This window comes from Blastochloris tepida, from assembly GCF_003966715.1.
Lineage (GTDB): Bacteria > Pseudomonadota > Alphaproteobacteria > Rhizobiales > Xanthobacteraceae > Blastochloris > Blastochloris tepida.
In genome coordinates this window covers 2,720,605-2,746,738 of record NZ_AP018907.1, presented here as the reverse complement: position 1 = coordinate 2,746,738, position 26,134 = coordinate 2,720,605, and the positions used below count along the sequence as shown (strand labels likewise).

Annotated in this window: 24 protein-coding genes and 1 pseudogene; 11 read left to right on the top strand and 14 right to left on the bottom strand. The window is 69.3% G+C overall.

Features of this window, described 5'->3' with window-relative positions; genetic code table 11:
* Positions 1-25: 25 nt before the first annotated feature.
* Both BLTE_RS12505 and thrC read right to left on the bottom strand, forming a co-directional pair.
* Entirely contained in the window at positions 26-1,297 is a 1,272-nt protein-coding gene (locus BLTE_RS12505; protein ID WP_126401024.1) for a M16 family metallopeptidase, read from the bottom strand.
* Positions 1,294-2,709, bottom strand: a complete 1,416-nt coding sequence (gene thrC / locus BLTE_RS12500) for a threonine synthase (protein WP_126401023.1) — start codon at positions 2,707-2,709, stop codon at positions 1,294-1,296. The genes BLTE_RS12505 and thrC overlap by 4 nt, the downstream gene beginning before the upstream one ends.
* A 194-nt stretch (positions 2,710-2,903) precedes the next feature.
* On the opposite strand from thrC, the gene BLTE_RS12495 reads away from it, so the two are divergent.
* Together BLTE_RS12495 and tldD are read left to right on the top strand one after the other, a co-directional pair.
* Positions 2,904-3,407, top strand: coding sequence for an invasion associated locus B family protein (locus BLTE_RS12495; protein ID WP_174769548.1), 504 nt, complete (start codon positions 2,904-2,906; stop codon positions 3,405-3,407).
* Positions 3,408-3,473: 66 nt separating this feature from the next.
* The gene (gene tldD / locus BLTE_RS12490; protein WP_126401021.1) at positions 3,474-4,952 is read left to right on the top strand and encodes a metalloprotease TldD; all 1,479 of its coding nucleotides are present in this window, start codon (positions 3,474-3,476) and stop codon (positions 4,950-4,952) included.
* A gap of 97 nt (positions 4,953-5,049) precedes the next feature.
* Here the strand turns inward: tldD and BLTE_RS12485 are convergent, their stop codons facing one another.
* The 6 genes and pseudogenes from BLTE_RS12485 to BLTE_RS12460 all read right to left on the bottom strand — a co-directional run bounded on the left by BLTE_RS12485 (position 5,050) and on the right by BLTE_RS12460 (position 10,193).
* The gene (locus tag BLTE_RS12485) at positions 5,050-5,358 is read right to left on the bottom strand and encodes a HigA family addiction module antitoxin (RefSeq protein WP_126401020.1); all 309 of its coding nucleotides are present in this window, start codon (positions 5,356-5,358) and stop codon (positions 5,050-5,052) included.
* An 8-nt stretch (positions 5,359-5,366) separates the two neighbouring features.
* Positions 5,367-5,663, bottom strand: a pseudogene (locus BLTE_RS12480) (type II toxin-antitoxin system RelE/ParE family toxin).
* 151 nt (positions 5,664-5,814) lie between these two features.
* Complete coding sequence (locus BLTE_RS12475; RefSeq protein WP_126401019.1) at positions 5,815-7,131, bottom strand: glucose-6-phosphate isomerase; 1,317 nt, start codon at positions 7,129-7,131, stop codon at positions 5,815-5,817.
* A gap of 126 nt (positions 7,132-7,257) precedes the next feature.
* On the bottom strand, positions 7,258-8,070 hold the full coding sequence (locus tag BLTE_RS12470; RefSeq protein ID WP_126401018.1) for an ABC transporter permease subunit: 813 nt from the start codon (positions 8,068-8,070) through the stop codon (positions 7,258-7,260).
* On the bottom strand, positions 8,067-9,017 hold the full coding sequence (locus BLTE_RS12465) for an ABC transporter permease (RefSeq protein WP_126401017.1): 951 nt from the start codon (positions 9,015-9,017) through the stop codon (positions 8,067-8,069). The genes BLTE_RS12470 and BLTE_RS12465 overlap by 4 nt, the downstream gene beginning before the upstream one ends.
* Positions 9,018-9,026: 9 nt before the next feature.
* Entirely contained in the window at positions 9,027-10,193 is a 1,167-nt protein-coding gene (locus tag BLTE_RS12460; protein WP_126401016.1) for an ABC transporter ATP-binding protein, read from the bottom strand.
* Between the two features lie 257 nt (positions 10,194-10,450).
* On the opposite strand from BLTE_RS12460, the gene BLTE_RS12455 reads away from it, so the two are divergent.
* Positions 10,451-11,848 (top strand): glutamine synthetase family protein, encoded by a 1,398-nt coding sequence (locus BLTE_RS12455; RefSeq protein WP_126401015.1) that lies wholly within the window; start codon positions 10,451-10,453, stop codon positions 11,846-11,848.
* Positions 11,841-12,284, top strand: a complete 444-nt coding sequence (locus BLTE_RS12450) for a GNAT family acetyltransferase (RefSeq protein WP_126401014.1) — start codon at positions 11,841-11,843, stop codon at positions 12,282-12,284. The genes BLTE_RS12455 and BLTE_RS12450 overlap by 8 nt, the downstream gene beginning before the upstream one ends.
* Positions 12,285-12,311: 27 nt before the next feature.
* Here BLTE_RS12450 and BLTE_RS12445 read toward each other — a convergent pair whose 3' ends face one another.
* Positions 12,312-13,193: a LysR substrate-binding domain-containing protein gene (locus BLTE_RS12445; RefSeq protein ID WP_126401013.1), complete on the bottom strand. Its 882-nt coding sequence runs from the start codon at positions 13,191-13,193 to the stop codon at positions 12,312-12,314.
* Between the two features lie 208 nt (positions 13,194-13,401).
* Here BLTE_RS12445 and BLTE_RS12440 point away from each other — a divergent pair, with 208 nt between their 5' ends.
* Positions 13,402-13,713: a DUF1127 domain-containing protein gene (locus BLTE_RS12440; protein ID WP_160140602.1), complete on the top strand. Its 312-nt coding sequence runs from the start codon at positions 13,402-13,404 to the stop codon at positions 13,711-13,713.
* A 449-nt stretch (positions 13,714-14,162) separates the two neighbouring features.
* On the opposite strand, the gene BLTE_RS12435 is transcribed toward BLTE_RS12440, so the two are convergent.
* The 5 genes from BLTE_RS12435 to aroQ all read right to left on the bottom strand — a co-directional run bounded on the left by BLTE_RS12435 (position 14,163) and on the right by aroQ (position 20,288).
* A complete protein-coding gene (locus BLTE_RS12435; RefSeq protein WP_160140601.1) occupies positions 14,163-14,957 on the bottom strand; it encodes a DUF937 domain-containing protein in 795 nt (264 codons plus the stop codon).
* 178 nt (positions 14,958-15,135) lie between these two features.
* Positions 15,136-16,539, bottom strand: coding sequence for an MATE family efflux transporter (locus tag BLTE_RS12430; protein ID WP_126401010.1), 1,404 nt, complete (start codon positions 16,537-16,539; stop codon positions 15,136-15,138).
* A gap of 168 nt (positions 16,540-16,707) precedes the next feature.
* Positions 16,708-18,537, bottom strand: coding sequence for a monovalent cation:proton antiporter-2 (CPA2) family protein (locus tag BLTE_RS12425; protein WP_126401009.1), 1,830 nt, complete (start codon positions 18,535-18,537; stop codon positions 16,708-16,710).
* 324 nt (positions 18,538-18,861) lie between these two features.
* Positions 18,862-19,845 carry an ABC transporter substrate-binding protein gene (locus tag BLTE_RS12420; RefSeq protein WP_126401008.1) on the bottom strand — a complete coding sequence of 328 codons (984 nt, stop codon included), beginning with the start codon at positions 19,843-19,845 and terminating at the stop codon, positions 18,862-18,864.
* Positions 19,842-20,288 (bottom strand): type II 3-dehydroquinate dehydratase, encoded by a 447-nt coding sequence (aroQ, locus tag BLTE_RS12415; RefSeq protein ID WP_126401007.1) that lies wholly within the window; start codon positions 20,286-20,288, stop codon positions 19,842-19,844. Before aroQ ends, BLTE_RS12420 begins: the two co-directional genes overlap by 4 nt.
* 109 nt (positions 20,289-20,397) lie before the next feature.
* On the opposite strand from aroQ, the gene BLTE_RS12410 reads away from it, so the two are divergent.
* The 6 genes from BLTE_RS12410 (at position 20,398) to frdD (ending at position 26,077) form a co-directional block, all read left to right on the top strand.
* Entirely contained in the window at positions 20,398-21,411 is a 1,014-nt protein-coding gene (locus tag BLTE_RS12410) for a patatin-like phospholipase family protein (RefSeq protein WP_126401006.1), read from the top strand.
* Between the two features lie 155 nt (positions 21,412-21,566).
* Entirely contained in the window at positions 21,567-22,559 is a 993-nt protein-coding gene (locus BLTE_RS12405; protein WP_126401005.1) for a glycosyltransferase family 2 protein, read from the top strand.
* 192 nt (positions 22,560-22,751) lie between these two features.
* Entirely contained in the window at positions 22,752-24,518 is a 1,767-nt protein-coding gene (gene frdA, locus BLTE_RS12400) for a fumarate reductase (quinol) flavoprotein subunit (protein ID WP_126401004.1), read from the top strand.
* Between the two features lie 10 nt (positions 24,519-24,528).
* Positions 24,529-25,275 carry a succinate dehydrogenase/fumarate reductase iron-sulfur subunit gene (locus tag BLTE_RS12395; protein WP_126401003.1) on the top strand — a complete coding sequence of 249 codons (747 nt, stop codon included), beginning with the start codon at positions 24,529-24,531 and terminating at the stop codon, positions 25,273-25,275.
* Positions 25,275-25,727, top strand: coding sequence for a succinate dehydrogenase/fumarate reductase transmembrane subunit (locus tag BLTE_RS12390; protein WP_126401002.1), 453 nt, complete (start codon positions 25,275-25,277; stop codon positions 25,725-25,727). Before BLTE_RS12395 ends, BLTE_RS12390 begins: the two co-directional genes overlap by 1 nt.
* Positions 25,724-26,077 carry a fumarate reductase subunit FrdD gene (gene frdD / locus BLTE_RS12385; protein WP_197723232.1) on the top strand — a complete coding sequence of 118 codons (354 nt, stop codon included), beginning with the start codon at positions 25,724-25,726 and terminating at the stop codon, positions 26,075-26,077. Before BLTE_RS12390 ends, frdD begins: the two co-directional genes overlap by 4 nt.
* Positions 26,078-26,134 lie beyond the last annotated feature (57 nt).

The following is a 26,134-nucleotide window of genomic DNA, read 5'->3' as shown; positions in this document are numbered from 1 at the left end:
CGCCTCGTCCGGTCTCACCGGCGCCTCACGCCACCGGATGGCCCAGACTGTCGGCGATGCCGGCCGCGGATTCAAGACCGCCGCCCGGTCCGACACCGGCAAAGGCCGGCTTGCCGCGGTCGAGCATGGCGCGTCCGGCACCCCGCACGTCCTCGACCGAGAGCGCGTCGATGCGGGCGACCACCTCGTCGGGATCGAGCGGGCGGCCGTGGAACAGGATTTGGCGGGCGATCTGTTCGGCGCGCGAGGCCGGCCGCTCCATCGCCATCAGCAGGCCGGCCTTCATCTGCGCCTTGGCGCGCGCCACCTCGGTGGCGGTGATGTTGCCGGCCGCCGCGTCGAGCTCGCCGGCGATCACCCGCATCGCCTCGGCGATGTCGGACTCGTCGGTGCCGGCATAGACGCCGAACAGGCCGGTGTCGGCATAGGGCCAGTGGAAGCCGAACACCGAATAGGCCAGCCCGCGGCTTTCGCGCACCTCCTGGAACAGGCGGGACGACATGCCGCCGCCGACGACGATGGTGAAGGCCTGGAGCGCGTAATAGGTGGGGTCGTGATAGTCCACGCCTTCGAAGGCGAGGATCATGTTGGCCTGATCGATGTCGCGCGCGTCGATCAGCGAGCCGCCCTGCCACACCGCCGCCGGCGGCTCGGGCGGGATGCCCTGGGCGATGCCGGCGAGCCGCGCCCCGGCGGCTGCGACGATCCGGTCGTGCTCGACGGCGCCGGCCGCCACCACCACCGTCTGGCCGGTGAGATAGTGGCGGGCCAGATAGTCGGTCAGCCGGTCGCGGCCGAGCCCGCGCACCGAGTCCGGCGTGCCCAGGATCGAGCGGCCGATCGCCTGACCGGGAAACGCCACCGCCTGGACATGGTCGTAGACGATGTCGTCCGGCGTGTCGTTGGCGGCGCCGATCTCCTGGACGATCACGCTCTGCTCGCGCGCCAGCTCGTCGGGGTCGAACACCGAGTCGGTGAGGATGTCGGCCAGGATGTCGAGGCCGAGCCAGACGTCCTGGCTCAGCACGTGGGCGTAATAGGCGGTGGTCTCCACCGAGGTCGCGGCGTTGAGGTCGCCGCCCACCGCCTCGATCTCCTCGGCGATCGCCCGCGCCGTGCGCCGCCGCGTACCCTTGAACGCCATGTGCTCCAGCAGGTGCGAAATACCGTGCTCGTCGGCGCGCTCATGGCGCGCCCCGGCGCCGACCCACACGCCGAGCGCGGCGGTCTTCAGCTCCGGCATGGTGTGGGTGGCGACGGTCAGCCCGCTCTCCAGGCGCGTCAGGCGCAGTGTCATGCCGCGGCTCCCGGGCGGACGGCGCGCGAGCGCGCGGCGACGAAGCGGGCCACAGTGGCAGCATCGTTGGGCAGCACGGCCATCCGCTCCGGCCGGCTCATCAGGTCGCCGAGCGACGCCGGCAGAGCCGGGCGGGTGCCGCTCGCGGCCTCCACCGCATCGGGGAACTTGGCCGGGTGGGCGGTGCCCAGCACCACCACCGGCACGTCGCACGCCGTCTCGACCTTGCGGGCGGCGGCGAGCCCCACCGCGGTGTGCGGGTCGAGCAGATAGCCGGCGCGTTTCCAGGTGTCGGCGATGGTGGCCTTGACCTCCGCCTCGTCGGCGCGGGCGGCGCCGAACACGTTGCCGATGGCGGCAAGCGTCAGGGAATCGACCGCGAAGCGCCCGGTCTCCGCGAGGTCGGCCATCTGGCGGCGCACCTTGGCGGCGTCGCGGCCTCCGGCATCGAACAGCAGGCGCTCGAAATTGGACGACACCTGGATGTCCATCGACGGCGAGGTGGTCGCCACCACCTCGCGCGGCTCGTAGACGCCGCTGGCCAGCGTGCGGGCCAGGATGTCGTTGACATTGGTGGCGACGATCAGCTTTTCCACCGGCAGGCCCATGCGGGTGGCGACATAGCCGGCGAACACGTCGCCGAAATTGCCGGTCGGCACCGAGAACGCCACCTTGCGCTGCGGCCCGCCGAGCGCCGCCGCGGCGGTGACGTAATAGACGATCTGGGCGACCAGCCGCGCCCAGTTGATGGAGTTGACGCCGGACAGCCGCACGGTGTCGCGGAAGGCATGGTCGTTGAACAGCGCCTTCAGGATCGCCTGGCAGTCGTCGAACGTGCCCTCGATCGCCACCGCATGGATGTTGGCGTCGGTGGGGGTGGTCATCATCCGCCGCTGCACGTCGGACACCCGGCCGTGCGGGAACAGCATCACCACATCGACCCGCTCGCGGCCCCGGAACGCCTCGATCGCCGCGCCGCCGGTGTCGCCCGAGGTGGCGCCGACGATGGTGGCGCGCTCATTGCGCTCGGCCAGGACGTGATCCATCAGCCGCCCGAGCAGCTGCATGGCGACGTCCTTGAACGCCAGCGTCGGCCCGCGGAACAGCTCCAGCACCCATTCCCGTTCGGAAAGCTGGACCAGCGGGCACACCGCCGGGTGGTGGAAGCCGGCATAGGCGTCCTCGACCATCCGGCCGAACGCGTCGGGGGCGATGGAGCCGCCGACGAACGGCGCCATCACCGCCTTGGCGACGTCGGCATAGCGCTGGCCGGCAAAGCCGGCGAAGGTCGTGGCCTCGAAGGCGGGCCAGTGGTCGGGGACGTAGAGCCCGCCGTCGCGGGCAAGACCGGCAAGAAGCGCGTCGGCGAAGCCGAGCACCGGGGCTTCGCCCCGGGTCGAGACATAGTGCATGGGTGCGTTCCGTGTTCGCGCGGACCCTAAAGGGCAGGCGAAAGGCGGGCAAGCTTGAGCGGGCGGGCTGGCGGCCCGAGTGCCGGTTTGGCAAACTTGCCCTTGTTCTTGACACGATTTTTGGGCGATGTCCCGATGACATGGCAGATTGGACAGGGCCGGCGCGACGATTCGTGCCGGCGGAGGCGTTGACGATGACGAAGCTCTGGGGCGTTCGGATCCTTGCCGCGGCGGCGCTCGCTGCCTCCATCGCCGGGCCGGCCAGCGCCCAGGGCGTGGTCAAGTCCGTGCATGGCGACTGGCAGATACGCTGCGACACCCCGCCCGGCTCGCAGGGCGAGCAGTGCGCTCTGGTGCAGAGCGTCACCGCCGAGGACCGGCCCAATGTCGGCCTCACCGTCATCGTGCTCAAGACCGCCGACCAGAAGGCGCGGCTGATGCGGGTGCTGGCGCCGCTCGGCGTGCTGCTGCCCTCCGGCCTCGGCCTGCGCATCGACGATGCCGACATCGGCCGCGCCGGCTTCGTGCGCTGCCTGCCCAATGGCTGCGTCGCCGAGGTGGTGATGGACGAGAAGCTGCTCGCCCAGCTCCGCACCGGCAAGCAGGCCACCTTCATCATCTTCCAGACGCCCGAGGAGGGCATCGGCATCCCGCTGCTGCTCAACGGCTTCGGCGACGGGTTCGACAAGCTGCCCTGACGTTGCGCAAGCTGGCAATCGTCCGGCCGGGACCCTAGGTTCTGGGGATCGAACTTGGAGCCCGAGATGCATGCCCCCAATTCTCTGCTCGCCGGAACCCCCTCCAGGACGACCCAGCCACCCGCCGTCCAGACCTTGTCGCTGTTCGCCTGTCTGGGCCTCAGCCTGAGGGCGATCGAGCGGCTTCTCGGCAACGCGCTGGAGGGGGCCGACGACGGCGAGCTGTTCCTCGAATACTGTCAGAACGAGTCGCTGGTCTTCGACAATGGCCGGCTGAAGACGGCGAGCTACGACACCTCCCAGGGGTTCGGCCTCAGGGCGGTGAAGGGCGAGGCCGCCGGCTACGCCCACGCTTCCTCGCTGTCGGAAGCGGCGCTGCTGCGCGCCGCCGATGCGGTGCGGGCGGTGGCGTCGGGTTATCGCGGCACGCTGGCGCTGCCGCCCGACCGCACCAACATCCGCCTCTATGGCGACGACAACCCGCTGGAGACGCCCGGCTTCGAAGCCAAGACCCGGCTGCTCGCCGAGATCGACGCCTATGCGCGGAGCCGCGATCCCCGCGTCCGGCAGGTGTCGGCCGGTCTCGCCGGCACGTGGCAGGTGGTCGAGATTTTCCGCGCCGACGGCGCCCGAGTGCGCGACGTCCGCCCGCTGGTGCGGCTGTCGGTCAGCGTGGTGGTCGAGCAGGGCGGCCGCATGGAGGCGGGCAGCCAGGGTCTCGGCGGCCGCGAGGGCTTCGAGCGGGTGATCGCGCCCGAGACCTGGAAGGCGGCGGTGGACGAGGCGCTGCGTCAGGCGCTGGTCAATCTGGAAGCGGTGCCGGCGCCGGCCGGCGAGCTCGACGTGGTGCTGGGCAGAGGCTGGCCGGGCATCATGCTGCACGAGGCGATCGGCCACGGCCTGGAGGGCGACTTCAACCGCAAGAAGACCTCGGCCTTCGCCGGCCTGCTCGGCCAGCAGGTCGCGGCCAAGGGCGTCACCGTGGTCGACGACGGCACGATCGCCGGCCGGCGCGGCTCGCTCACGGTCGATGATGAAGGAACCCCGTCGCACCGTACGGTGCTGATCGAGGACGGAATCCTGGTCGGCTACATGCAGGACCGCCAGAACGCCCGGCTGATGGGCATGGAACCCACCGGCAATGGCCGGCGCGAGAGCCACGCCCACATCCCCATGCCGCGCATGACCAACACCGTTCTGATGGGCGGCAGCCACAGCCCGGAGGAGATCATCGCCTCGGTGAAGAACGGGCTCTATGCCGTGTCGTTCGGCGGCGGGCAGGTGGACATCACCTCGGGCAAGTACGTCTTCAACTGCACCGAGGCCTACCGCATCGAGAACGGCAAGGTCGGCGCGCCGGTGAAGGGGGCGATGCTGATCGGCAACGGCCCCTCCGACCTGCACCGCGTCACCATGATCGGCAACGACCTGGAGCTCGACCCCGGCGTCGGCACCTGCGGCAAGGCCGGGCAGGGCGTGCCGGTCGGCGTGGGCCAGCCGACGCTGCGCATGGACCGCATCACCGTGGGCGGCACCGGCGGCTGAGCCGCCGGTGGCGTGCGGTTTCCGGCGCACCGGGCCGGATCAACCGTTGGCCACGAGCGGCGTGTTCATGCTGACGAAGCGTCGTGGACCAGCGCGATCACGCGGCGCTTTGGAGCGGCTTCGCCCGTTCGATTCGCTCGCGCTCGCGCGGGGAATTCATCGCCTCCCACAGATCGGTTCGCCGCTGCGCGTTCAGCCAGAATTCCGGACTGTTGCCGAACACGCGCGCCAGGATGAGCGCGGTCGGCGCCGTCACGGTGCGGCGGTTGTTGCACAGCTCGTTGACGTGCTTGCGCTGAACGCCCATGGCCTCGGCCAGCGCCCCTTGCGTCAGGCCCATGGGCTGCATGAACTCCTCGACCAGAATCTCGCCGACCGTTGCCGGCTTGCGCTTGGTCATCAGCATGGGTCACCTCACCGGTAGCTGTGATCGTCGAGATAGAGATCGGAGGCCTCGCCCTTGCTGCCGTCCCACCGGAAGATCAGCCGCCATTGCTTGTTGACGCGGATCGAATGGAAGCCGTCGATGGCACCGCGCAGCTTCTAGAAGTGGTTGCTGGGCGGCACGCGCAAGTCCTGATCGGTCGCGGCGTCGTCGATCATCTGAAGCTTGCGGAACAGACGGCTTTCGAGATCGGGCGGGATCGCCTTCGAGGCGACATCGTCCACGAAGAAGGCGCGCAGCCAGTCGTCCCGAAAGCTGACGATCATGCTGGGCGCCTCGATTTGAGGTAATGTACCACTCGACGGGTCAAGCGCCAAGCTCGACGTTGACACGCTCAAATCTCACCCGTCGGCATGTGTCGATATCGGTCGACACATGCCCGGCCACGACGCGGCGGACCCGCTCCCCGCGCGCCGATCAGCTTTCCGCCAGATACTGCTTTGCCAGGATCTTGCCTTCCTCGACCGCCGGCTGGTCGAAGGCGTCGATGCCGAGAAGCTGGGCGGCGATGATCGTCTCCAGCATGAAGTGCATCAAGAGCGCGCCGAGCGAGCGCTCATCGAGCGTCTCGACATGGATGGTGCGGGTGGGCAGGCCGTTCTTCGCCAGCGTATCGGCGGTGGCGCGGCCCTGGGCGGCGACGAGGTCGCCGATGGTGCGCCCGCCGAAGTCCGGCTCGCCCGCGATCTTCGACAGTTCGGGATCGAGCTTGGGTCCCTTGCCTTTGACGCCGGTGGTGATGACCGTGAAGAACTTGTCCTTCGGCCCGGCGAGATAGAGCTGGAGCTGGCTGTGCTGGTCGACGGGGCCCAGCGCGCCGACCGGCGTCGTGCCGTGGCCCTCCTTGCCCAGGCTCTCGGCCCACAGCTGCACGTACCATTTGGTGAACATCGCCAGCCGGTCGGCATAGGCCATCACAACCGAGATGGTCTTGCCGCGCTCCTCGGCGAGCGCGAGCGCGGTTGCCGCGCCGAGTGCCGGGGCCACCTCGGCAGCCGGCTTGCCCGACAGCACCGCGTCCATCACCTCCTTGGCGCCGGCGCGAATCGCCTGGGCGTCGAGGCCGAGGGCCAAGGCCGGCAGCAGGCCGACATTGGTCAAGACCGAGAAGCGACCGCCGACGCCGGTGTGGTGCTCCATCATGGTGACGCCGAAGCCCTCCAGCAGCGTGCGCAGGCCGTTCTTCTTGCCGGGCTTGGCCGGCTCCGACAGGCCGAACACCAGCTCGGGGATGCGTGCTTCGAGCCCGGCCTTCTTCAGTGCGTCGAGCACGGCGATGGTCTGCATCAGCGTCTCGCCGGTGCCGCCGGACTTCGAGATGGCGATAAAGCGGGCGGTGGCGAGCGGCACGTGCGCCAGCAGCGCCGCGAAGCTCAACGGATCGAGATTGTCCATGAAATGGATGCGCGGCCCGGCGCGGAAGGGCGCCGCACCCGGCACCAGATGGTCGGCGAGCTGGGCCACGGTCTGGCCGCCCAGCGCCGAGCCGCCGGTGCCGAGGAAGACGAGGTCGGTGGCACCGGCAAAGCGTTCGACGATCGGCTTCAGCGCTGCGACATCGGCGCTCTCGGCCGGCAGGCCGAGCAGCGGCAGGCTGCCGTCGGCGTGCCAGCCCCGCACCACCTTCAGCGCCGCTTCGGTGCGCGCCAGCGCCGCGCCGAGCGCCGCCTCGGAGACGCCCTCGCGGCCGATCGTGGCCTCGCGGGCACGCTCGATGGATTGAACGTAGAGCATGAAACCCCCTCCGGGTTCTTGAACTGCTAGAGCATTCTCTGCAAAAGTGGATACCACTTTTGCGAAAGAAAATGCAACGAATCAAAGGCTTAGAGCATCCGGTCTGATGCGGTCGGATCGGATGCTCTAAGGTGCGGTGCGACGCTCGGCCCGCTGGCGCTCGACCTCCGAGCGCTTGGTTGCGAGCGAGAACGCGATCACCGCCAGGGTGACGAGGCCGATCAGGATGGTGGACGCGGCGTTGATCTCGGGCGACACGCCAAGCCGCACCGCCGAATAGATCTGGATCGGCAGGGTGGTGGCGCCGGGGCCCGAAGTGAAGCTGGCGATCACCAGATCGTCCAGCGACAGCGTGAAGGCGAGCAGCCAGCCGGCGATGAGCGCCGGCAGGATGATCGGCAGCGTGATGCGGAAGAACGTCTCGGCCGGCGGACAGCCGAGATCCTGCGCCGCCTCCTCCAGCGAGCGGTCGAACGAGATGAGGCGCGACTGCACGACGATGGCGACGAAGCTGAGCGTGAAGGTGACGTGGGCGAGCGTCACTGTCCAGAAGCCGCGGTCGAACGCGACGGCGACATAGAGCAGCAGCAGCGACAGGCCGGTGATCACCTCGGGCATCACCAGGGGCGCATAGACCAGGCTGGAGAACACCAACCGGCCGCGGAAGCGCCCGAACCGCACCAGCACGATCGCCACCAGCGTGCCGAGCACGGTGGCGATGGTGGCCGACACCGCGGCCACCATCAGGCTGACGCGCGCGGCATCGAGCAGCTGGCTGTTGTTCAGCAGCGCCGCGTACCACTGCGTCGAGAAGCCGGCCCACACCGTGACGAGGCGCGAGGCGTTGAACGAATAGATCACCACCAGCAGGATCGGCACGTAGAGGAAGGCGAAGCCCGCCACCAGCACGGCGATGTGGAAGGCGCCGAAGCGTTTCATCGGTCCGCCTCCAGCTGGCGCGCCTGCATGTGCTGATAGATGCCGATCGGCACCAGCAGCGCCACCAGCAGCACCACCGCCACCGCCGAGGCCACCGGCCAGTCGCGGTTGGAGAAGAACTCGCTCCACAGCGTCTTGCCGATCATCAGCGTGTCCGAGCCGCCGAGCAGATCGGGGATCACGAACTCGCCGACCGCCGGGATGAACACCAGGAGGCACCCCGCCACCACGCCGGGCAGCGACAGCGGCACGGTGATGCGCCAGAACGCCTGCCAGGGCGGGCAGCCGAGGTCGGCGGCGGCTTCGAGCAGGCTGTCATCCATCTTTTCCAGGCTGGCATAGAGCGGCAGCACCATGAACGGCAGATAGGAATAGACGATGCCGATCATCACCGCGGTGTCGGTGGACAGGATGTCGAGCGGCTCGCTGATCAGGCCGAGCCCGGTGAGTGCCTGATTGAGGAAGCCGTCGCGCGCCAGAATGCCCATCCAGGCATAGACGCGGATCAGGAACGAGGTCCAGAACGGCAGCACCACCAGCATCACCAGGAGCGGCTGCACGCGCTTGGGCGCCCGCGCCATGGCGTAGGCGATCGGATAGCCGACCGCCAGGATGATCGCCGTCGACAGGCCGGCGATGCGGATGCTGGAGAGGTAGGAGTCGAGATAGAGCGGGTCGGTGGTGAGGAAGACGTACTTGTCGAAGTCGAGTTGGCCCACCGCCTCGGCCAGCGCCGCGAACCCCGCGGAGAGATCGAACACCGGCTCGTAGGGCGGCATGGCGATCACGCTCTCGGAGAGCGAGATGCGCATGACGATGGCGAACGGCACGGCGACAAACAGCGTCAGCCAAAGCGCCGGCACGCCGATCAACGCGAGCCGGCCGAAACGAACGTTGCGGGCGGGACGGGTATTGCGGCCGGGGGGGGCGTTGCGTTGGGTTGCCATTGAGGGCGCTCACCGCGTCAGCAGGACGCCGGCCTCCGGCGCGAACGACAGCCAGACCTTGTCGTCCCAGCCGATCGGCCGCTCGACCAGACGCGTGGCATTGGGCTGCGACGCCTTCATGAAGGTGCCGTCCGGCCGGCGCACCTTGTAGATCGACAGATCCCCCAGATAGGCGATGTCGAACACCTCGCCGGCCAGCACGTTGGGCGTATCGGGCGGCAGCGGGTCGGGCGAGATGCGGGCCTTCTCGGGCCGCACCGCGATCCACACGGTCGCGCCCGGCGCGGCATCGGCTGTGCCGGCGAGCGCGCGCAGCAGCGCGCCCGACGTCCGCTCGCGCACCACTGCGACGTCGCCGTCCCGGCCCTCCAGCGTGCCTTCGAACAAGGTGACGTCGCCGATGAAGTCGGCGACGTAGCGCGAATTGGGCTGCTCGTAGATCTCGGCCGGCGTGCCGACCTGAACCAGCCGGCCCTTGTCCATCACCCCGATGCGGTCGGCCACCGTCATCGCCTCCTCCTGGTCGTGGGTGACGATGATGAAGGTCATGCCCAGCTCGTACTGAATGTGCATCAGCTCGAACTGGGTCTCCTCGCGCAGCTTCTTGTCGAGCGCGGCCATCGGCTCGTCGAGCAGCAGCACCTTGGGCGATCTGGCGAGCGATCTGGCGAGCGCCACGCGCTGGCGCTGGCCGCCGGAGAGCTGATGCGGCTTGCGGCCGCCCAGCCCGTCGAGCTGCACCAGCTTCAGCATCTGATCGACGCGGGCCTCGATGCGCTCGCGCGGCCAGCCCTCCATCTTCGGTCCGAAGGCGATGTTGGCCGCCACGCTCATGTGCGGAAACAGCGCATAGGACTGGAACATCATGTTGACCGGCCGCAGATGGGGCGGCACGGTCGAGATGTCCTCGCCGCCGAGGATCACCCGGCCGGCATCCGGCATCTCGAAGCCGGCCAGCAATCTCATCAAGGTGGTCTTGCCGCAGCCCGAGGGGCCGAGCAGCGCGAAGAACTCGCGCTCGATGATGTCGAGGCTCACGCCGTCGACCGCGGCGACGTCGCCGAACCGCTTGGTGACCGCGTCGAACCGGATCAGCGGCACCGCCGCCGGATCGGTCCAGGGAGCAAATTCGCGCCGGACGCCGCCGAGCTGCTGCTGCCTGATGACGTCTGCCATCGCTGCCCCATTCCGCCGTGATCCTGTTCGTATAATACGAAATCCGGCCGAACAGGCCGGAGTTTCGTATTCCGCTCGCCGAAAATCCTCTTTCCGAACAAGAGGTTTTCGGCGAGACCGTTTCCGGGATCCCGAACGGATCAACCGGAAACCGTATAATGGGGGGCCGCCTTGCATTCAACCGCGGCGTCGCCACCTGCTGATGGCTTGACCGCGGCCCGGCCGGGTCCGATCCTGGCGCCATCACCGGAGGAATCATGGCCAAACCGAAGGATCCGAAAGCCGGATCGCCTGAGGCGCGCGGCGTTGAGTCGGCGGAGGCCGGGCGTGCCTGGGCCAAGAAGCGGGGCATCGAGGAGATCGAGTGCGTCCTGCCCGACCACGCGGGCGTCGCCCGCGGCAAGATCATGCCGGCGGCGAAGTTCTTCGCCAAGCCGCAGCTCGCGCTGCCGAGCTCGATCTTCCAGCAGACGATTTCCGGCGAATATCCCGACAGCGACGACAAATGGCAGGCCGACCCGGCCGACGGCGACCTGATCCTGGAGCCGGACTGGTCGACGCTGGCGGTGGTGCCGTGGGCCTCCGACCCCACCGCCCAGCTCATCCATGATGCCTTCCATTATGACGGCCGGCCGGTCGAGGTGGCGCCGCGCCAGGTGCTGCGGCGGGTGACCGAGCTCTACGCCCACCATGGCTGGGCGCCGGTGGTGGCGCCGGAGATCGAATTCTACCTCGTCAAGCCCAACACCGACCCCGACTATCCGCTGGAGCCGCCGATCGGCCGCTCCGGCCGGCCGGAGATCGGCCGCCAGTCCTATTCCATCCAGGCGGTCAACGAGTTCGAGCCGTTGTTCGAGCGCATCTACGACTATTCGGAGGCGCAGGGGCTGGAGATCGACACGCTGATCCACGAGGAGGGCGCGGCGCAGATGGAGATCAATCTGCGCCACGGCGAGCCGCTGCAGCTTGCCGATCAGGTGTTCATGTTCAAGCGCACCATCCGCGAGGCGGCGCTGCAGCACCAGATCTACGCCACCTTCATGGCCAAGCCGATCGCCCGCGAGCCGGGCTCGGCCATGCACATCCACCAGTCGGTGCTCGACACCACCACCGGGCTCAACATCTTCTCCGACGAGAAGGGCCGGCCGACCGCGGAGTTCTTCTCCTTCATCGCCGGCCAGCAGAAATACCTGCCGGCGGTGATGTGCATGTTGGCCCCTTACGTGAACTCGTACCGGCGGCTGACCCGCGACTCCACCGCGCCGATCAACACCCGCTGGGGCTACGACAACCGCACCACGGGCCTGCGCATCCCGCCCTCCGAGGCCGACGCAAGGCGGGTGGAGAACCGGGTGCCGTCGTCGGACGCCAATCCCTATCTGGCGGTCGCGGCCTCGCTCGCCTGCGGCTATCTCGGCATGATGGAAGGGCTGCCGGCCACCGAGCCGACCGAGGGCTCGGCCCACGGCCTCGATTTCGAGCTGCCGCGCGGCCTGCTGGAGGCGGTGGCGTTGTTCGAGGATTGCGAGCCGCTGGCCGAGGTGCTGGGCGAGGCATTCATGGCCACCTACGCCGCCATCAAGCGCACCGAGTTCGAGACCTACATGCGGGTGATCTCGCCCTGGGAGCGGGAATACCTGCTGCTCAATGTCTGACGCGGCGACCACCCCCGGCACCGGCCTCGCCATCGGCGATCTCGCCCGCGACGAGATCGCCGCCGCCGTGGCGCTGTGGACCGCGGCCGGCCTCACCCGGCCGTGGAACGACCCCAACGCCGACATCGACCTCGCATTGGCCTCGCCGGGCTCGACCGTGCTCGCCGGCCGGCGCGACGGCCGGCTGGTGGCCACCGCCATGGTCGGCTCGGATGGCCACCGCGGCTGGGTCTACTACCTCGCGGTGGCGCAGGACTGCCGCGGCCAGGGTCTCGGCAAGGCGATGATGGCGGCCTGCGAGGCGTGGCTGAAGGCGCGCGGCGTGCCCAAGCTGCATCTGCTGGTGCGGCGCGACAATGCCGGCGTCATCGAATTCTACGATCGCCTCGGCTACGAGGTCAGCGACAGCCTGATGCTGATGCGCTGGCTGAAATAAACCAGCGCATCCTGGTTGCGGCAGCGCCTATTCCGCCGCAGCGGCTGCTTCCGACATGTTGTCGAGCGAGGAGATGATGTGCTCGGCCAGCGCCTCGGCCAGCGCCGAGCGCTCGTGCGGGGAGCGCGCGAGGCCGATGTCGACGGTGGGCAGCGTCGGGAAGCCGTCAGCGAGGCCGAGGATGCGCATGCCCGGCCGCATGCCCGATTCCGGCAGCACCGAGATGGCGAGCCCGGCCAGCACGGCGGCGGCGACCGCCCCGGCATTCCAGCTCGAATAGAGCACGCGGTTGCGGCGGCCGGTCTCCTCGATCTTCTCCAGCGCGGTGCGCCGCCACGAGCAGTTGGGCCGTCCGAGCGCCAGCGGCAGGGGCTCGATCTCGTGGGTGGCGTGGCGCATCGAGCCGACCCACAGCAGGCGCTCGCGGCGGAAAGTCTCCACCGGATAGTGCCCCTCGGTGTTGGTGATGATGGCGAGGTCGAGTTCGCCGTCCTGGATGCGGCTGATCAGGTCCGGCGTCGGCTCGCAGATCACGGTCAGCTCGACGCCGGGATAGGAGCGCGAGAACCGCGCCATGATCTCCGGCAGATAGCGGTCGGCATAGTCGTCGGGCACGCCGAGCCGGACGTGTCCGGCGAGCGAGGCGCCGGTGAACGCGCTCACCGCCTCATTGTTCAGCCGCACGATGCGCCTTGCATAGTCGAGCAGGCGCTCGCCGTCCTCGGTCAGCTTGGAGCCGCGGCCGTCGCGGGCGAACACCGGCCGGCCGATGCGCTCCTCCAGCCGCTTCATCTGCATCGACACCGCCGACTGAGTCTTGTGCACCACCTCGCCGGCACGGGTGAAGCTGCCGGTCTCGGCGATGGCGACGAAGGTGCGCAACTGGTCGATGTCGAGAAGGTGGGCCATGGGCGGGACCGCGGTCGGGGAGGGGGTATCAGCGATCGTGATGTTGGAGATTAGGAACATTCGCTCGTCTGATCAATTCGTTTCGTGCATACTTTCTCTGTAACTGTTCAACACCGTAAATGACTCACCGTCGTGAGTGACTCGGCCCGCCGTCCGCCCCCGCTGGCGCGACGCTGACTCGCTTCGCCCGAATTCCATGGAGACGACCATGACGATCGCCTGTGCGCCTTCCTCCGCGCGGACCTCCAAGGCTCTGGTGGGCAAGGCTGTGGCGGGCACCATCGTCCGCACGCTGGCGTGGCCGTTCGTGACGCTGGGCCGGGCCATCGAGGCGCGCCGCCAGATCGCCCAGATGGCGCAGCTGAGTGACTACATGCTCAAGGACATCGGTCTGCAGCGTCAGGATCTGCAGGATGCGGCGAGCCTGTCGCCGTTCACCGATCCCACCCGGCTCCTGGTGTCGCGCGTCGTCGAGCGCCGCGCCGCCCGCTTCCTGTCCCGCGAGCGCAAGAAGAATTGATATTCCGGGGCCGCCAGCCCCCCGCGGCCCCGCACAGGCGCCCGCCCGTCCCCGCCGGGCGGGCGCTTTCGTTGGGGGCCCCGCGAAGCGGCGGAATAAACCGCACCCCCCAACCCAGACCTGTCGACCATCCTCCCGGTCTGAACTGTCAGGACTCTACCCGGTCCGTACCCCCGAAGCCCCCCCCCACCCCCGACCCCTCCCCGCCATTCACTGCGTTCATGGGGGGAGGGGAGAAGAGGAGGCGGCCTTTTCTCCCCTCCCCCCGCGAGCTTTGCGAGCGGTGGGGAGGGGTCGGGGGTGGGGGGCTTCGAGGGGGCGCGGAGAAGCTCGAAACCAGAGATCGGCCGGAAACCGTCTCGGTTGCCGCCGGAAACCCGACGCGCCGACGATGAAAGCACCTCGCCGCCAGGAGCCGTTGGAGTGGGTTTGGCCCGGATACTTTCTGTTTATGAGCCGCGGGCCTTCGAGGAATCGACGAAGGCGTCGAAGATCTGGCTCAGGCGCTCCATGTGTGCCTTCTGGGCATCGACGCCGGCCTCGAACATCTTGCTGAAGGCGGCATTGCCGGTGCGTCCGAGGTCCTGGATCTGCTCGGTCATCGCCGCGATATCCGGGCCGGCCGGCGGCGCCTTCGGGCGCGGCGGCTCGCTCTGGCCGAGCATGGTCTGCATCATCGTCGTCCAGGCCTTGGCGAAGTCGGCCGGGCTGCCCGGCGCGGGCTCGGGGGCCGGCGCCGGCGGCATCATCGGCGCGAAGGCGCGCTGGAACGCCTCGGCCATGCCGGCCTGGCCGCGCATGGCCTGCGGCAGGCCGGCGGCGATCATCGCCGCGATCACCGGCATCATCGCCTTGGTGATCTCGATGCCGACGCCCGACAGCGCCGCCGCCTGCGCCGCCACCGCCCGGCTGACCTCCTTGGAGCCGAACAGCAGCGCCATCACATCCTCGCCGGGCAGCGCCTGCTGCTGCGGGCGGAAGCCCATGGCCTGCTGGGAGGCATCGGCGAACAGCCGCCCGGCATTCTCGAACCATTCGGCGTAGGGATTGCGGGCGAGCATGCCGAAGAACGCGCTCAGCCCGTCCGGCGTCTCGGTTGTCCGCTTGAGGCCGAGCGCGAAGGCCGGCAGCAGCGCCTCCACCGCCGCCTGGGCCTGCTGCTGCGACAGGCCATACAGACGGGCGAGATTCGCCATCGCCGCGCCGCCCTGGGCATTGGCGATGATCTCGTAGAGATTGAACATGGCTCGATCCTCCCTGGCGGCGTGTTGATGCCACGCTCGAGCGCCAGCTCTAAGTTCTTGTCGTATTGATCCAACGCAGTCCGGTTCGCAAAGCCGGCCGCCACTGTCGCGGAGAACGCGCCACCGCACAAGCGCCGCGCGCCGCTGCCCGCCCGGTCGGCGGCGGCCGGGCATGCCGTCAGGGCAGCAGGGGGCGGTCTTCGGTGCCCTCGGGCCGGGGCGGGGGATCGGGGAGCGTCGGCGGGCTCTCGGCGCGGCCGAGCCGGCCGATCACCCGGAACGCCACGATCACCGCGGCGATGCCGAACACCACCCCGCCCAGCGCCTGCCCGGCCAGCACCCCTTCGGCGCCGGCCAAGGCCGCCCCGGCCCACACGAACGGCATGGTGCCGAGCGTCGCCCGCCCCCAGTTGAACACCATCGACAGGGTGGGAAAGCCGAGATTGTTGAAGGCGGCGTTGGCGACGAACAGCGCGCCGTTGAACACGAACAGGCCGGTGAGCCACAGCGCGTAGAAGGCGGCGAGGGCCGCCGCTTCCTCCGACAGGCCGAACATGTGGGCGATCGGCCAGCGCAGCAGCGCCAGCACCGCCCACACCGCCACCACATAGACCACCACCAGCATCAGGCTGTCGGCGAGCGCGCGCCTAACTCGCTCGAAATCCCTGGCGCCGACGTTCTGGCCGAGGATCGGCCCGATCGCGCCGGTGAGCGCGAACACCGGCGAGAAGGCGAGCGGGATGATGCGGCCGATCACCGCCCAGGCCGCCACCGCCGCATCGCCGTAGCCGGCCAGCGCCGCGGTGACGAACACGTTGCCGACCGGGGTCGCGACATTGGTCAGCACCGCCGGCACCGCGATCTGCGACAGAGCGCGGGCATCGGCGCGGATGTCGGCGAGGCGCGGCCGGCCGACCAGATCGTGGATGCGGATCGCGCCGTACAGCCCGAGCCCCGCCAGCATGAGCCGCGACAGGATCGAAGCGATGGCGGCGCCATCGACGCCGAGCCCCAGCGCGAAGATGAACAGCGGGTCGAGCACCGCCGTCACCAGCCCGCCGCCGAGCGTCACCCACATGGCGCGCCGCGCATCGCCCACCGCCCGCAGGAGGCCCGATCCCGCCATGCCGAGCGCCAGCAGCGGCGTCGAAGGCATCACCATCCACAGGAACCGCTCGGCCACGGCATGGGTGCGGCCGGTGGCCCCGAGCAGGGACAGGATGTCGCCGAGGAACGGCTGGGCGAGCGCGGTCGCGGCCGCCGTCACCACCAGCGAATAGACCAGGAACGAGGCGCCGAGCCGCCGCGCCGCCGCCCGGTCGCGCCCCCCAAGCGCCCGCGACACCAGCGCGGTGCCGGCGATGGTGACGCCGATCGACACCGCGGTGGCGAAGAACAACACCGTTCCGGCATAGCCGATGGCCGCGGCCAGCTCGACCTCGCCGAGTAGCGAAATATAGAACAGGTTGAGAAAATCGACGACGAACACCGCCATCAGCCCGACCGAGCCGGTCGAGGTCATGATGAGCACGTGCTTGAAGGTCGAGCCGCGGGTGAAGGCCGGAATGGAGAGATCGGACATCTGGACCGGGATGTTTGAGGCCGAGGGTCTCGCCTACCGCGTTGACGGTCTACGGACGAGGTTCGACGGACGGATGCGCCTTCCAGGTGACGAACGCGGGTCTCTTCTTTTTTTCTTCTTTCCTTCTCTCTTTCGCGAGAAGGGGAACAAGCGCGCGCCGGCCCACCGTCAGCCCGAATACTCGGTCTCGCCGGTGAGCGCGTCCTCGGCTTCAGGGTTGAGGGCGCGGCCGGCCTTGCCGGGCTGCACCAGCGGCTCGGGCACCGGCGTCCGGCGGTAGTGCAGCAGGTGGGCGCCGGCATTGAAGCCCTGCGCCTGCTGCAGCACCAGCCGCTCGGCATCGCGGCGGCGGACGTCCGCCACCACCTCGTCGGCGACGATCTCGGCCGCGCCGAGCCCGATCAGCAGCGCCCGGCCGAAGGTGATGGCCGATTCATAGGTCTCGCGGATCTCGAAATCGACGCCCTTGGCGAGGAGTTCGAGGCTGTGGCCGCGGTCATAGGCGCGCACATAGACCCGGCACACCGGGAAGGCGGCTCGCACGATGTCGACGATGCGGTCGGCGTCGTCGCGGTCGTCGACGCACACCGCCACCAGCCGCACCCGGTCGCCGCCGGCCGCGCGCAGCACGTCGAGCCGCGTGCCGTCGCCGTAAAAGACCTTGAAGCCGAAGCGGCCGGCCGACTGCACCATCTCCGCGTCATTGTCGATGATGGTGACGTCGTAGCCATTGGTGAGCAGGCACTGCGACGCGACTTGGCCGAACCGGCCGAAGCCGATCACCAGCACCGAGCCGCGGGCGTCGGAATAGTCCTCGACGATGCGTACCTCCTCGCGCCGGCGCCGGGTCAGCAGCGGCACGAGGCGGTAGAGGAATGGGTTCAGCGCCATCGACAGCACCACCATCGCCACCAGGATCGAGGCATGGTCGGGCTTGATCACCCCGGCGGAGACCGCGGCGGCATAGACGACGAAGCCGAGCTCGCCCGACTGCGCCATCAGCAGCGCCACCTTCACCGACTCCTCCCGGTCGTGCCGGAACAGCCGCATGATGGCGTACATGGTGCTGGCCTTGAGCAGCACCAGCATGGTGAGCGCCGCCAGGATGCGCCAATAGGCCTCGGCGATCACCGACAGGTCGAGCGCCATGCCCACCGACAGGAAGAACAGCCCCATCAGGATGCCGCGGAACGGCTCGACGTCGGCCTCGATCTGGTGGCGGAAGTTGGACTCGGCCAGGAACACCCCGGCCAGGAACGCGCCCATGGCCATCGACAGCCCGGCCAGCATCATCAGCGTCGCCGAGCCCAGCACCACGAGGAGGGCAGCCGCCGTCATGATCTCGCGGGCGCCCGAGCGGGCCAGCGCCCGGAACATCGGGTTGAGCAGATAGCGTCCGATCAGCACCACCGCGGCGATGGCGCCGACGATCGTCAGCGCCGACAGCCAGAACGGCTCGCCGGCCGCCGCCGGCCGCGGCGACAGGAACGCCACCAAAGCCAGGATCGGCACGATCACCACGTCCTGGAAGATGGCGACGGCGAAGGCGCGCCGGCCCTGCGGCGAGCGCACCTCGCCGCGCTCCTCCAGGATCTGCATCAGGATGGCGGTCGACGACAGCGCGAGCCCCAGGCCCGCCACCAGCGAGGCCTCGAACGGGCGGCCGAAGGCCAGCGGCACGCACATCAGCGCGGCGCTGGTGACCAGCATCTGCGCGCCGCCGAGGCCGAGAATGTCGCCGCGCATCTGCCAAAGCCGCGAGGGCTTCATCTCCAGCCCGATCAGGAACAGGAAGAAGACGATGCCGAGTTCGGCGAGATGGGAGATGGTGCCGGGGTCGTGGAACAGGCCGAGCGCCTGCGGGCCGATGACGATGCCGGCGAGCAGGTAGCCGACGATCGAGCCCAGGCGCGCGCGCTTGGCCAGCGGCACCGCGATGACCGCAGCGCCGAGCAGCACCAGCACCTGTTCGAACTGGCCGAACCCGTCCCCATGCATCCCGTTACGTCTCCAACCGCCGGCGCCGCGGCCGGCGCATCGCCCCGGCGCCCTGTCTGCCGGCGCCTCGTGACCACAATGGGGAAAGGCCGCCTCGGACGATGTTCCGATTCGGGACGGCCAGTCACACTCGGGTGAGCGCGGCGGCTGCCCGATGCAGCCGGCCCGCCACCGGGTGGTAGCCTTTGGCAGGTGTCATCGGCAAGACAGGACACGGCATCGGGACGGATGACATTCCGCCACGGGCGGCCGCAGCGCGGCGATGCACCTGCCGCTCGCGTCTTCCAGGTGATCGGCTCGGACGAGTGGCTGCCGGAAACCGACTCAGAACTCGAAATAGAAGTCGTCGCCCGGCAGGCTGCCGCCGATCAGCGCCGGCGACAGGTCGGCGAGCGCGGTCAGGAACGCCTCGATCGCCGGTCGCGCGGTGTGGGCGGGAATGACGATGCTGTCGCCCATCTCCAGCGAGGCGGCGGTGGCCAAGGCGGGAAAGCCCAGCCGCTGCTCGGCCAGCGCGCCGGCCGCCGCCGGCTCCGCCCGCACCCAGGCTGCGGCGTCGCTGATGGCCTGGTGCAGGGTGCGCACCATGTCGGGATCCTTCCGGGCCGTGTCCGCAGTCACCGCCAGCCCGGCCATCGGCAGGAAGGTGGATGTGTCGGTGGCCTCCGACCACGCCGATTGCAGCGTGAACGCCCGCCGCAGCCCGAGCCCGGCCTTGTCGGCCGCCTGCAGCGCCGCGCTCGCCGCCGGCTCGTTCAGCAGCACCGTCTGGGCCCGGCCGGCCAGCACCAACTGCGCCGCCTCGGTGGCCGAGCCGGCATAATCGAGGAACACGTCCGTGTCGGGGGCGAGCCCCACCTTGCCGAACAGCCAGCGCAGCGAGATGTCCGGCATGTCGTTGCGGAAATAGAGCTGCACGCGCTTGCCGCGCAGGTCGGCAAGGCCGGCAATGGCGGGATCGGTGGTCAGCACGTGCATGTGGCCGACGCTGATCACCGACACCAGCTTGAGCGGCAGGCCGCGGCTGTGGAGGTTGGCGGCGACATTGGTCGGCAGCGTCACCGCCCCGGCGCGGCCGGAGACCAGAGCGGCGCGCAGCTCGTCCGGGCCGCGCCAGACGTTGAAGCTCGCGCCCGGGGCCACCGCGTCGAGGGCGCCGCTGTCGAGCGCGCGGGCGACCAGGATCGAGGCGGTGCTGGGTGCGGCCAGGATGGTCAGCCCCTCGGCGCGGGCGGCCAGCGGCCGGCTTGCGGCGAGAGCGGCGAGAGCGGCGAGCGCAGTACGGCGGCTGGGGCGGAAGGTGGTCATGCCGGCCTCCTCAGATGATGCGCCAGCGCATCGAGCGCCATCTGATAGCCGAATGCGCCGAAGCCGCAAATCTGCCCCAACGCCACCTTGGAGATGTAGGACTGATGCCGGAACGGCTCGCGCCGGTGGATGTTCGACAGATGAACCTCGACCGTCGGCAGCTCGACGCTGGAGATCGCGTCCATCAGCGCGATCGAGGTGTGGGTGTAGGCCCCGGCATTGAGGATCAGCCCGGCATGCCGGCCGCGCGCAGCGTGGATCAGGTCGATCAGCGCGCCCTCGCCGTTCGACTGGCGAAACTCGATCTCGAAACCGAGTGTTTCCGCCTTCGACCGGCAGTCGCGCTCGATGTCGGCCAGCGTGGTGGTGCCATAGACCTCCGGCTGGCGGGTGCCGAGCAGGTTCAGGTTCGGCCCGTTGAGGATCAGGACGGACAGCGGCATGGTGATTCCCGCCTTCGGCGATGCGGCGCCAGCATTGTTGCCGGCCCGCCAAATGTCCATCATGTTCCCGCGCCAGCTTGGCGCAGCGCCACCCCGCCCGGATCCAGCGATGACGTCTGACGAATTCCCCAGCGAGAACGCATCCCCCGCGGACACGGACGCAGACAAGGGGCTGGCCGCACGGGCCCGCCGGGCCAGGGCGGCACGCCGCAAGCCGCCGCCGGAGCCCGAGGCGCCGGTCCATGCCGAGGCCGAGACGGAGCGCGAGAGCGACACGCTGGCGCTGGTGCTGGGTAGCGGCGGCGCGCGCGGGCTCGCCCACCTGCCGGTGCTTGAGGCGCTGGACGAGCTCGGCGTGGTGCCCTCGATTGTCGCCGGCACCTCGATCGGCGCGCTGATCGGTGCCGCCTATGCCTCCGGCATTCCGGCCCGCGAGATCCGCCTTCACCTCGTCCACACCTTCCGCGACCGCGCCGGCATGCTGCAGAAGCTGCTGGCCGCCCGTGTCGGCCGCTTCACCGATCTGCTGTCGGCCGGGCTCGGCAATCCGGTGATGGTCGACGGACCGACGCTGTTCTCCGCCTTCCTGCCCGAGGGGCTGAAGAGCGATTTCGCCGAGCTCAAGATTCCGCTGGCGGTGCTTGCCACCGATTTTCACGCCCGCAGCCCGGCGGTGTTCACCTCCGGCCCGCTGTTGCCGCCGGTGGCGGCCTCGGCGGCGGTGCCGGGCCTGGTGCGGCCGGTGGAGATCGACGGCCGCGTGCTGATCGACGGCGCGGTGGTCGATCCGGTGCCGGTGGCCTGCGTCGCCGGCAGGGCGCGCTATGTGCTGGCGATCGACGTCACCGGCCGCGCTTCGATCCGCGACGGCCTGGTGCCGACCGCGCTGGAGGCGACGCTCGCCGCAGCCCAGATCATGCAGGCGGTGATCTCGGCCGAGAAGCTGCGCCAGCGGCCGCCCGACATCCTGGTGCAGCCGAAGGTCGATGCGTTCGGCATCCTCGATTTCCTGCACACCCACGCCATCCTGCACGCCTCCGAGCCGGTGAAGGATGAGGTCAAGCGCCGGGTGACGGCGCTGCTCGACGTCCGCACCGGCACCCGACCCCTCTCGCCCCGCTGACGGTTGCCGCACCGACACCGGAACGTCACCGCCCTGTCGTTGGCTGGGCCGGGTCGTCTGCTAGGTTGCGACCGAGGGAAGCGCCAGCGGCCGCGGGCCTTGCGGGCCGCCGTGCCGGTTGGCGCGCCCGAGGCGTGCAGGTGGCGAGCCCGGAGATGGCGAGCCAAGAGATGGTGGGCCAGGAGATGGCGAGCCTGGAGATGGCAGCGATGACGGGTGGCGTCGACTTCTGCGTTCTGTCCTACAACCGGCTCGACGACCTCAAGCGCTGCCTTGCCGGCGTCGAACAGGCGATGTCCGAAGGCGACCGGGTGATCGTGGTCGACAATGGCTCGACCGATGGCTCGCGCGAATACCTCGCCGGTTACGCGGCAAGGAACCCCGTCTGTACCGTGGTCGAGACCACGGAGAATCTCGGCGTCGCGGGCGGGCGCAACGCCGCCTACCGGCTGGTGCGCGGCGAGTTCCTGATCAATCTCGACGACGACTCCATCCCGCCGCCCGACATCGTCGCCCGCACCCGCGAGGCCTTCGCCCGTTTCCCCAAGGCCGGCGTCATCGCCTACCGTATCGTGCATCCCGAGACCGGCGACGTACAGAACGACAATGGTCCGCACGCCGTCGAAGTCGGCAATTTCCACGGTGCCGGCTATGCCATCGACCGCCGCACGCTGCAGTCGATCGGCCTGCTCGACGAGACGTGCTGGTTCGCCGCCGAGGAGATCGAATATTCGATCCGCCTCCGCCGGGCCGGCAGCACGGTGATGTTCGTGCCGGAGATCGTGGTGCTGCACAATTCGCGGCGGCGCACCGGCGAGCACCGGCTGAAGACCGAGCGGATGTGGGCCTACAATTTCAGCCGCGTCAGCTTTGCCTATTTTCCGCTCAAGACGGCGTTCGTCTTCGTGATGCGGCAGTTCGGGATCGAAATCCCGCTGGGGTGGCGCCGTGGCGGCGTGGCGCATTGGCTGCGGCTGCTCAAGGCCATGGTGTCGGGCGCCATCGACGGCCGCCGCAGCCATGTGGCGCTGCCGCCCGACGTGCTCGCCTTCTACCTGTCGCCCGACACGCGGCCGGATGTCGGCAACGTGCCGTTCCGCACCAAGCTGGCGCAGCGGCTGGCCAAGGCTTTTCCGCGCGCGGCCTGACGCAACCGTTGCGCCCTGGGGCGCAAAGGCTCGCGCCATGTCTCCGGATCGCGGCTTCTGCGTCCGGTTTGCACCGGCTCTTGCCAATCGGTCCTTCGCTGGCCACCATGCCGCCCGCCATGCCACGCAACGTCACATCGTTCCGGCCGCTGGCCGGGAGGGAGTTCGGAATGCCTGTCGCCTGCGGATGCCATGCGAATCATTTCTGCTGACGTCGTTGTCATCGGCGGCGGGGGCGCGGGTTTGCGCGCCGCCATCGCCGCCGCCGAGGCCGACCCGGGCCTCGCCATCGCCCTGATCTCGAAGGTGCTGCCGATGCGCAGCCACACGGTTGCCGCCGAAGGCGGCTCGGCCGGCGTGGTGCGCGACGACGACAGCCTCGACAATCATTTCGACGACACCGTCACCGGCGGCGAATGGCTGTGCGACCAGGACGTGGTCGACTATTTCGTGCGCCACTGCACCGAGGAGATGGTGCAGCTCGAGCGCTGGGGTTGCCCGTGGAGCCGCAAGCCGGATGGCTCCATCAATGTCCGCTTCTTCGGCGGCATGAAGGTGCAGCGCACCTGGTTCGCCGCTGACAAGAGTGGCTTCCACATCCTGCACACGCTGTTCCAGACTTCGCACAAGTATCCGGCGATCACCCGCTACGACGAGTATTTCTGCGCCGACCTGATCGTCGAGGACGGGCGGGTGCGCGGCGTCGTCGCCATCGAGATCGCCACCGGCGAGATGGTGCTGTTCCACTGCAAAGCGGCGGTGCTGGCCACCGGCGGCGCCGGGCGCGTATTCCGCCAGAACACCAATGCCGGCATCGTCACCGGCGAGGGCATGGGGCTGGCGCTCCGCGCCGGCGCGGTGCTGCGCGACATGGAGTTCGTGCAGTGGCACCCCACCTGCCTGCCCGGCACCGGCATCCTGATGAGCGAGGCTTGCCGCGGCGAAGGGGCCATCCTCACCAACAAGGACGGCTACCGCTATCTGCAGGATTATGGGCTGGGCCCGCTCGATCCCTGGCCGCGCGCCAAGGCGATGGAGCTTGGCCCGCGCGATCGCCTGTCGCAGGCGTTCTGGCACGAGGACAAGAAGGGTAACACGATCCAGACGCCGCACGGCAGCGCCGTCAATCTCGATCTGCGCCATCTCGGCGAGAAGAAGATCCTGGAGCGCCTGCCGCTGATCACCGAGGCCGCCCGCACCTTTGCCGGCGTCGATCCGGTGCGGGAGCCGATCCCGGTGCGCCCGGCGGTGCACTACACCATGGGCGGCATCGCCACCAATGTGATGACGGAGACCGCGATCTCCGGCCTCTATGCGGCCGGCGAGTGCGCCAGCGTCGGCATCCACGGCGCCAACCGGCTGGGCTCGAACTCGCTGGCCGAGATCGTGGTGTTCGGCAAGGTGGCTGGCGAGCGCGCCGCGCAATATGTGCGCTCCGCCCGCCCGGTCAGCCCCGAGCGCACCGCGCGTCTGGCGGAGGCCTCGGCAACGCGTGTCCTGCGCCTGCTCGGCAATGAGCGGGGCGAGCGCCTCGCCGAGATCCGCGATGCGATGATGGATGCCATGGAGGAGGGCGTCGGCCTCTACCGCACCGAAGCCGGGCTCAAGGCGGCATGCCGCACGCTGGCCGATTTGCGCGCGCGCTATCGCCGCGGCATCCGGCTCGACGACAGAAACCGTGCCTTCAACACCGAGTGGCTCGCCGCCATCGAGCTTGGCAGCATGCTGGAGGTCGCCGAGGCGATGGCCCATGCCGCGCTGTGGCGCCGCGAGTCGCGCGGCGCCCATCAGCGGCTCGATGCCACGGCGCGCGACGACCGGCGCTTCCTCGTGCACTCCATCGCCCGATCCGGCGGCGACGGCGCGCCGCAGATCAAGTCGGCGCCGGTGACCATCACCAAATCGCGGCCGGGCTCGCGCGTCTATGGCGGCGCCGGAGCCAAGGCCGAACTGACGTGAGGTGGTCCATATGACCGACACCCGCACCATTCGCATCGAAGCGCTGCGCTTCAATCCCGAAACCGATTCCGCGCCGCGCCTGCAGCGCTACGACGTGCCGTTCACGCCCGACATGTCGGTGCTGCAGGGGCTGCAATACATCAAGGACCATCTCGACGGCTCGCTCACCTTCCGCTGGTCGTGCCGCATGGCGGTGTGCGGCTCGTGCGGCATGATGATCAATGGCCGTCCGCATCTGTCGTGCGAGACGTTTCTGCGCGACCTCTATCCCGGCCCGGTGCGGGTGGAGCCGCTCGACCATTTCCCGGTCCAGCGCGATCTCGCCATCGATCAGGCGGGCTTTCTCGACAAGCTGGCGGCGATCAAGCCCTATATCGTATCGGCGAAAGACAAGCCGCTCAGCGAGGGGCCGAGCCGCCAGACCCCGGCGCAGCTCGACGCCTATTACCAGTACTCGCAGTGCATCAACTGCCTTCTGTGCTACGCCGCCTGCCCGCAATTCGGCCTGAACCCGGACTTCATCGGCCCGGCGGCGCTGTCGCTCCTGCACCGCTACAATCTCGATTCGCGCGACATCGGCTGGTCGGTGCGCGCCGACGTGGCCAATGCCGAGGTCGGGGTGTGGGAGTGCACGGTCGTCGGCTACTGCTCCGAGGTCTGCCCCAAGGGGGTTGACCCCATGCATGCCGTCAATGAGAACAAGGTCAATTCGGCGCTCGATTATCTCGGCGTGAAGCGCCTGCTGGGAGGCCGGTGATGACCGAGGTGAGAACCTACCGCCGCCCCATGCCGGCGGACTGGTGGACCAGGAACCCGTCCTACGTCGTCTACATGCTCCGCGAAGCCTCGGCGGTGTTCTTCTTCGTCTACGCACTGGTGCTGCTGTGGGGGCTCTACACCCTGACGCAGAGCGAAGCCGCCTATGACGGCTGGCGGGCGCTGCTCGCGACCCCGGCGATGATCGCCTTCCACGCGGTGGCGGCGGCGTTCGCGCTGCTGCACACCGTCACCTGGTTCATGGTGCTGCCCAAGACCGCGCCGACGCTGCGCCTCGGCGGCCGGATCGTGCCGGTTGCCGCGGTGGTGGTGGTTGGCGTCGGTGCATCGGCGGCGATCTCGCTGTTCGTCTATGCCTGGGTCGCCGGGCTTCTGCCGCCCGGCCTCGCCGAGGCCGTCCGCAATCTGGTTCCGCCGGGAGGCGCGTCATGAAGCTGAAGCGCTCGCAGGAACCGATCTTCTGGCTGCTGTTCGGCGGCGGCGGCACGCTGGCGGCGCTGGTCGGCGTGGTGCTGATCGTCATCACCGGCATTCTGGTGCCGACCGGCACGCTTCCGCCCGACACCATGAGCTACGCGGCGATGCACGCCTTCGCCGCCACCCTGTTCGGCAAGGTGGCGATCTTCCTGGTGATCTCGCTGCTGCTGTGGCACGGCGTGCACCGCATGGCGGCCACCGCCCACCATGTCGGCCTCGCCAGCGCCCACACCGCGCAGATCGTGCTGCGCGGCTTCGCGGCGCTCGCCACGGCGGCCTGCGCCTATCTGCTGACCGGGCTGTGACACCAACGGCAGCGAAAGCTGGCCGTTGGGACGATACGGTTTCCGGCCGACGGGCGG

Excerpts from the sequence above, each read along its gene's own strand:
- BLTE_RS12505 (WP_126401024.1), bottom strand. The coding sequence starts at position 1,297 with ATGACACTGCGCCTGACGCGCCTGGAGAGCGGGCTGACCGTCGCCACC.
- thrC (WP_126401023.1), bottom strand. The coding sequence starts at position 2,709 with ATGCACTATGTCTCGACCCGGGGCGAAGCCCCGGTGCTCGGCTTCGCC.
- BLTE_RS12495 (WP_174769548.1), top strand. The coding sequence starts at position 2,904 with ATGACGAAGCTCTGGGGCGTTCGGATCCTTGCCGCGGCGGCGCTCGCT.
- tldD (WP_126401021.1), top strand. The coding sequence starts at position 3,474 with ATGCATGCCCCCAATTCTCTGCTCGCCGGAACCCCCTCCAGGACGACC.
- BLTE_RS12485 (WP_126401020.1), bottom strand. The coding sequence starts at position 5,358 with ATGCTGATGACCAAGCGCAAGCCGGCAACGGTCGGCGAGATTCTGGTC.
- BLTE_RS12475 (WP_126401019.1), bottom strand. The coding sequence starts at position 7,131 with ATGCTCTACGTTCAATCCATCGAGCGTGCCCGCGAGGCCACGATCGGC.
- BLTE_RS12470 (WP_126401018.1), bottom strand. The coding sequence starts at position 8,070 with ATGAAACGCTTCGGCGCCTTCCACATCGCCGTGCTGGTGGCGGGCTTC.
- BLTE_RS12465 (WP_126401017.1), bottom strand. The coding sequence starts at position 9,017 with ATGGCAACCCAACGCAACGCCCCCCCCGGCCGCAATACCCGTCCCGCC.
- BLTE_RS12460 (WP_126401016.1), bottom strand. The coding sequence starts at position 10,193 with ATGGCAGACGTCATCAGGCAGCAGCAGCTCGGCGGCGTCCGGCGCGAA.
- BLTE_RS12455 (WP_126401015.1), top strand. The coding sequence starts at position 10,451 with ATGGCCAAACCGAAGGATCCGAAAGCCGGATCGCCTGAGGCGCGCGGC.
- BLTE_RS12450 (WP_126401014.1), top strand. The coding sequence starts at position 11,841 with ATGTCTGACGCGGCGACCACCCCCGGCACCGGCCTCGCCATCGGCGAT.
- BLTE_RS12445 (WP_126401013.1), bottom strand. The coding sequence starts at position 13,193 with ATGGCCCACCTTCTCGACATCGACCAGTTGCGCACCTTCGTCGCCATC.
- BLTE_RS12440 (WP_160140602.1), top strand. The coding sequence starts at position 13,402 with ATGACGATCGCCTGTGCGCCTTCCTCCGCGCGGACCTCCAAGGCTCTG.
- BLTE_RS12435 (WP_160140601.1), bottom strand. The coding sequence starts at position 14,957 with ATGTTCAATCTCTACGAGATCATCGCCAATGCCCAGGGCGGCGCGGCG.
- BLTE_RS12430 (WP_126401010.1), bottom strand. The coding sequence starts at position 16,539 with ATGTCCGATCTCTCCATTCCGGCCTTCACCCGCGGCTCGACCTTCAAG.
- BLTE_RS12425 (WP_126401009.1), bottom strand. The coding sequence starts at position 18,537 with ATGCATGGGGACGGGTTCGGCCAGTTCGAACAGGTGCTGGTGCTGCTC.
- BLTE_RS12420 (WP_126401008.1), bottom strand. The coding sequence starts at position 19,845 with ATGACCACCTTCCGCCCCAGCCGCCGTACTGCGCTCGCCGCTCTCGCC.
- aroQ (WP_126401007.1), bottom strand. The coding sequence starts at position 20,288 with ATGCCGCTGTCCGTCCTGATCCTCAACGGGCCGAACCTGAACCTGCTC.
- BLTE_RS12410 (WP_126401006.1), top strand. The coding sequence starts at position 20,398 with ATGACGTCTGACGAATTCCCCAGCGAGAACGCATCCCCCGCGGACACG.
- BLTE_RS12405 (WP_126401005.1), top strand. The coding sequence starts at position 21,567 with ATGGCGAGCCAAGAGATGGTGGGCCAGGAGATGGCGAGCCTGGAGATG.
- frdA (WP_126401004.1), top strand. The coding sequence starts at position 22,752 with ATGCGAATCATTTCTGCTGACGTCGTTGTCATCGGCGGCGGGGGCGCG.
- BLTE_RS12395 (WP_126401003.1), top strand. The coding sequence starts at position 24,529 with ATGACCGACACCCGCACCATTCGCATCGAAGCGCTGCGCTTCAATCCC.
- BLTE_RS12390 (WP_126401002.1), top strand. The coding sequence starts at position 25,275 with ATGACCGAGGTGAGAACCTACCGCCGCCCCATGCCGGCGGACTGGTGG.
- frdD (WP_197723232.1), top strand. The coding sequence starts at position 25,724 with ATGAAGCTGAAGCGCTCGCAGGAACCGATCTTCTGGCTGCTGTTCGGC.